The organism is Streptomyces sp. ActVer, assembly GCF_027270795.1.
Taxonomy (GTDB): Bacteria; Actinomycetota; Actinomycetes; order Streptomycetales; family Streptomycetaceae; genus Streptomyces; species Streptomyces umbrinus_A.
In genome coordinates, this window is sequence record NZ_JAPWHT010000857.1 from 1 (window position 1) to 1,668 (window position 1,668).

Sequence of the window (1,668 nt, forward strand, 5' to 3'; positions counted from 1 at the left end):
CCGGTCGCCGCGGCAGGGCCGCCGGCCGTGCCCGCGCCGGTCGTGCCGGCGTCCGGCTCGACCGCTCCGGTCGGTTCGTTCGCGTCGCTCATGTCTCCGCCCTCTCCATCTCCAGCTCGACCTCCGTGCCGCCGTCCGGCACCGCGCGCAGCCGCGCCGTACCGCCGTTGCGCTCCATGCGGCCGATGATCGATTCTCTGACGCCCATGCGGTCGCCGGGTATCGAATCCAGGTCGAAGCCCGGACCGCGGTCCCGGACCGACACGAAGACGGTCCTCCCCTCGACCTCGGCGAAGACCTGCACCGCGCCGCCCTCGCCACCGTACTTGGCCGCGTTCACCATGGCTTCCCTCGCGGCCTGCATCTGGGCGCCGATCCGGTCGTCGAGCGGGCAGTCGCCGACGACCACGACCTCGATGGGGACGCCGTGCTTGTCCTCCACCTCGGCGGCGTTGCGCTTCACGGCCTCCGCGAGCGTGCCGGGCTCGTCGTCCTCGTCCTTGCCGGTGCCCTCGGGCTTGTAGAGCCAGTTGCGCAGGTCGCGCTCCTGGGCGCGGGCGAGGCGTCGGACCTCGTTCGCGTTCTCGGCGTTCCGCTGTATCAGGGTCAGGGTGTGCAGCACCGAGTCGTGGACGTGGGCGGCGACCTCCGCCCGCTCCTGGGCGCGGATGCGCATCAGGCGCTCCTCGGAGAGGTCCTGGGTCATGCGGACGAGATACGGACCGGCGAGCAGCGCTATGCCGACGAGGACCGCGAGCGCGGCCTGGAGGACCGATCCGAGGTGGGCGGCGGAGCCCTGGAGGACGAAGATCGCGGAGACGCCCGTGGCGACGAGCAGGACGCCGGCCGCGGAGCGGAGCAGGGTGATCGTGCGCTTACGGCGGCCGACCTCCATCCAGCGGGCCCGCCGCGCGTTGTCCGCCTGGCGCCAGACCAGGGCGACGCCCGCGCCCACGAGGACGGTGGGCCAGAGGTAGGCCTTGGCTCCGCCGCTCAGGTCCACATTGCCGACGAAGATCAGGGCCACCACGACCATGGCGAGCAGCGCGACGATCTGACCCTTGTCGGGCTTGCGGGCGACGAGTCTGCGGCGGCCGTCGGGCGATGTCTCGGTGGCGAGGGCGGGGGGTCGCTCGGCGTCCACACCGCCGATGCCGAGCGGGACGAAGAACCAGAACGCCGCGTACAGCAACGCGCCGAGGCCGTCCGCCATCATCAGTCCGACGAAGACCAGCCGCACCCAGATCACGGGCAGCCCGAGATGGCCCGCGAGCCCCCGCGCCACCCCTCCGAGCCAGCGTCCGTCACTGCTGCGGTAGAGCTTGCGCGGCGGCCGCGGGTCCTCGACGGTCAGGGTTGCGGCTTCCGGCATGCCATCGATGTTCACACGCCGGAGGGCGCCGGGCATCAGGGTCGACCCCCTAGAGTCCCCTGATCTTCGAATCGGCTCGGAGTCCTCCCGGTGATCACCGTGTGAGGGTCCGGCCCAGGGTCGATTTCAGGGTTCGGCCAGGGTCGTACCGACTCCCGTCCGGCCGTCGCGGCCGTCACCATGGACACATGACAGATCACCAGCACGCCGCGGCGGGTCCGGGACCCGGCTCCGGCCCGGCCGGGAGCGGAATCCCGGGGGCGGAGCCGCAGGACACCGTGCCCGCGGCGTGCGCC

At 72.5% G+C, this 1,668-nt stretch carries 1 protein-coding gene; it reads right to left on the minus strand.

What is annotated here, in order from left to right:
* Positions 1–88: 88 nt before the first annotated feature.
* A complete protein-coding gene (locus O3Q52_RS52825) occupies positions 89–1,372 on the minus strand; it encodes an ATP-binding protein (RefSeq protein WP_269655507.1) in 1,284 nt (427 codons plus the stop codon).
* Positions 1,373–1,668 lie beyond the last annotated feature (296 nt).

What these genes read in the sequence shown, in the direction of transcription:
- O3Q52_RS52825 (WP_269655507.1), bottom strand. Translation starts at nt 1,372, where the DNA reads ATGCCGGAAGCCGCAACCCTGACCGTCGAGGACCCGCGGCCGCCGCGC.